Below are 3,318 nucleotides of genomic sequence, written 5' to 3'. Positions count from 1 at the left end.
CGACGTAGTTGGACAGTCCGACGAAGCGGCGTTCGTCGGGGAAACGCAGATCGTAGCGTTGCAGGCTGAGCCAGACGGCGTAGCCCACCGGGTAGGCCGTCACGGCGAGCATCACGATCGCCGCGGGTGCGACGAGCATCAGGCCGAGGCGGCGTTCGGCTTTCTTCCCCTCGGACAGCGCCACTTTCGTCCTGGGCGACGATTCCTCGGGGGTCTCGTCGGTCGGCTTCGATTCGACGGCGGTCACGGGATCAGTCCTTCCGAGTTGACCGCCTTGCGCACCTGCTCGGCGAGTTCCTCGACGGTACGGGGCGGATCGATCTGGTCGACCGGGTTGAGGGTGGCGGTCACCAGTGTCGAAATGCTCTGGTAGGCAGGTGAAGCGGGACGCACTGCGGCGTTCTCGAGACCGGCGCGGACCTCGCGCCAGGCCGGATAGGCCTCCTGGAAGGCCGGATCGTCGTAGAGCGCCGCGAGTGTCGGCGGGACACCGCCACCGATGGCGTTGTTGCGCTGGTTCTCCTCGTTGCGCAGGCACTGCATCGCTTCGAACGCGAGATCCGGGTGGGTGCTCGTGCGGGCGACGCCGATGTTGAAACCGCCGATGGTGACCTGGGCGGGCTCACCGGGGGTCACCGAAGGATACGGTGCGGGAAGGAAATTCTGTTCCCCGTCGACGGTCAGGACCGTGTTCCCGGTGTCCTGTGAGGTGACGTTGCCGTTGTCGTCGATGAACGGGAGAGCATCCTTGTTCTCGATGATGCCCGGGAGCACGAACGGCCAGTTCACCTGGAACGCCGTGCGCCCGCTCTCCATGCCGAGGCGGACGGCCGCCTCGTCGGCCTGGTTCAGGGAAGGATCGGCGCCGGGCGCCGTCGCGACGCGCTTCATGATGTCGAGCGCGGTCACCGCCGCGTCGTTGTCGGTGAGCGTGACGGTGACCCCGTCCTCACCGACCACCGAGCCTCCGGCACTCGAGAGCAGGGTGTTGAACCACACCATGAGTCCCTCGTACTGCCGGCCCTGCACACCGATCCACGACGGGCGGCCCTCCTCGGCGAGCCCGCTCGCGATGCCGATCATCTCGTCCCACGTCTCCGGAGGTTTCCCGTCCGGCATGAGATCTTTTCGGTACCAGAGCAACTGGGTGTTGGTGTTGAGCGGGGCGGCGTACAGCCGGTCCTGCCAGGTCGCCGATTCGAGCGGGCCCTCGAGGGTGCCCTCGGAGACCGCGGCGGCCACGTCGTCGGGCAGCGGCAGCGCCCATCCGGCCTCGGCGAACTCGGCCGTCCACACGACGTCGAGAGTCATCAGGTCCAGACCCGGATCGTTGCCGGTCAGCCGCCTCGCCAACTGCAGTCGCTGGTCGTCGGCGTTCTTCGGAAGGGTCCTCTGCTCCACCCGATACCGGCCCCCGGCCGCGGCGGTACACGCCTCGGCGGCCTGCGCGTACTGCTCGGCACCGTCGGCGGCCGTGTAGAAGGACAGGACCACGCCCTCCTCGTCGCTGCCGCACGCGGCCAGACCCGCTGCCAGGAGCACCGCGACCGCAGAAACCGTGACCGCCCGGCTCACCCGCCGTCTCGTGCGCGTTCGTCTCATGCGCGACTCCGCTCCATCGGGGACCCTCGTGATCCGACGATAACGCCCGTACCGGCCAGCCGTAGCAAAACGAGCGGGGCGTACTGCCGGAGCGATTTCGGCGCGCCGGAGCGGTCAGAAGGACGTGCCCGCGAAGGGCGCGTTCGGCCAGGAGAACAGCAGGTCGGCAGCGTCGACGGCCTCGGGCCGCCGCACCCGGACACGCCCTGCGGCGGCCATCCGACTCCAACCGGGTCGGCCGAGGAGGAGCGCACCGAGGTCGGCGACGTCCACCGCGAGATCGGCCGGCCCGGTGGTACGCACCGCGCCGTCGGCGGAGATCTCGACGACGCCGGCATTGTCGGTGAGCACGGGATCGGACACCTCGACGGTCACCGACCCCGAGCCCCGATAGCTCCGCGCCGACAGCGCCCGATCGAGGTCGAGGATGCGCAACCACGTCTCGTCCGAGACCGAACGGAACTGCACCGCACGCGCGTCGCCGAGGACGAGCGGCATCGGATCGTCCTGCGGAAGAGCCGTGAACCGCAGCGTGTCGACCAGATCGAGGCCGAGCAGGAAACGGAGCAGACCGGCATACGCCTCGGGTGACGGGGCGAAGAAGTCGTCGACCACGACGGTGCGGTTGCGGCTGGTGAACCACGCCTGCGTGTCGACGGGGTGGTACCGGACGAAGCCGTCCTCCTGCCCCGGCTCACCGTGTACCGCCACGTACATCGGATCGGTGAGCGAGTCGGCGCGCCACCGGCGCGAGTTCCACCAGTACTCCGACCGGTCGATCGCGCCCGGACGCGAGGGCAGGTGACGGGAATGTATCTGCGCCAGGACATCCCATGCATCCGGATAGGTGAGCAGGCGCACCGGCCCGGAGTCGGGCACGCCGGGACGCAGCGCGGCGCGATGCACGTCGACGTCGACGGACACCGAGGTCGACGCGACGCCGTAGCCGAACCGGCCGTAGATGGTCGCTTCGGAGGCACGCAGCGTCGCGAGGATCTCACCGCGCTCCCGCGCGTCGCTCAGCTGCCGGTGCACGAGTCCGGAGATCACGCCGCGACGCGTGTGCGTGGGCAGCACACCGATGTGGGTGACCGCCGCGTGCGGAACCCGGGCGCCACCGGGCAGGGTCAACTTCCCGCTCGTGGCGTCGACGGTGCCGACGAGCATGCCGTCGAGGAAGGCACCCCATGTGCGACCGGCCTCGAGATAGTCGTTCACCGTCCCGTCGGGAACCTCGGGCCACGACGGCAGTCCCACCATCGCTGTCCGGAACAGCGCCGACGCCTCCCGCAGTTCGGCTTCCGACTCCAGAACTCTGATCTCCGGTTCCGTTCGTTCACCCATGGAACGACACTATCGACAGCGAACCCGGGACGCGGGCGAAAGGCCGTGACGTTCGGTACACCGGCGCCGGGCGGGTAGGTTTCCACCGTGCGACGCGAGTGGGATCCAGCAGACACCGGGGTGCTGCAGCTGCCCTCCGGCCGACTCGTGCGCGGACGCGGGATACGTCGTCCGGAGCTCGACGAGCCGTTTCCCGACTTCGGGGTGTATCTCCTCGCGCGTCCACCGGTGCCGTTCGACTGGGAGTCGCGGTGGATCCACTGGCCCGACTTCCGCACGCCGCGCGACCCGGAGGACGCCCACGCCGTCCTGTACGAGGCGTGGATCCGGGCGGGACGACAACGGGTGGAGATCGCGTGCGGACGTGGGCGC

3 protein-coding genes and 1 pseudogene are annotated in these 3,318 nt (G+C 69.3%); 1 reads left to right on the top strand and 3 read right to left on the bottom strand.

Annotation, left to right across the window (positions count from 1 at the left end; all coding sequences use genetic code 11):
- The 3 genes and pseudogenes from R1101_RS0119305 to R1101_RS0119295 all read right to left on the bottom strand — a co-directional run.
- Window positions 1-184, bottom strand: a pseudogene (locus R1101_RS0119305) (ABC transporter permease); the annotation flags it as partial.
- Between the two features lie 59 nt (window positions 185-243).
- A complete protein-coding gene (locus R1101_RS0119300) occupies window positions 244-1,602 on the bottom strand; it encodes an ABC transporter substrate-binding protein (RefSeq protein WP_051017593.1) in 1,359 nt (452 codons plus the stop codon).
- A 114-nt stretch (window positions 1,603-1,716) separates the two neighbouring features.
- The gene (locus R1101_RS0119295; RefSeq protein WP_016934966.1) at window positions 1,717-2,946 is read right to left on the bottom strand and encodes a GNAT family N-acetyltransferase; all 1,230 of its coding nucleotides are present in this window, start codon (window positions 2,944-2,946) and stop codon (window positions 1,717-1,719) included.
- Between the two features lie 87 nt (window positions 2,947-3,033).
- Here R1101_RS0119295 and R1101_RS0119290 point away from each other — a divergent pair.
- Window positions 3,034-3,318, top strand: a 285-nt coding sequence (locus tag R1101_RS0119290) for a hypothetical protein (RefSeq protein WP_016934965.1), incomplete at its 3' end; no start/stop codon positions are given.

The organism is Rhodococcus sp. R1101 (genome assembly GCF_000278445.1).
GTDB classification, from domain to species: domain Bacteria; phylum Actinomycetota; class Actinomycetes; order Mycobacteriales; family Mycobacteriaceae; genus Rhodococcus; species Rhodococcus gordoniae.
Note: the sequence above shows the minus strand (reverse complement) of the source record. Positions and strands in the feature narration are given on the sequence as shown.

What these genes read in the sequence shown, in the direction of transcription:
- R1101_RS0119300 (WP_051017593.1), bottom strand. Translation starts at nt 1,602, where the DNA reads ATGAGACGAACGCGCACGAGACGGCGGGTGAGCCGGGCGGTCACGGTT.
- R1101_RS0119295 (WP_016934966.1), bottom strand. Translation starts at nt 2,946, where the DNA reads ATGGGTGAACGAACGGAACCGGAGATCAGAGTTCTGGAGTCGGAAGCC.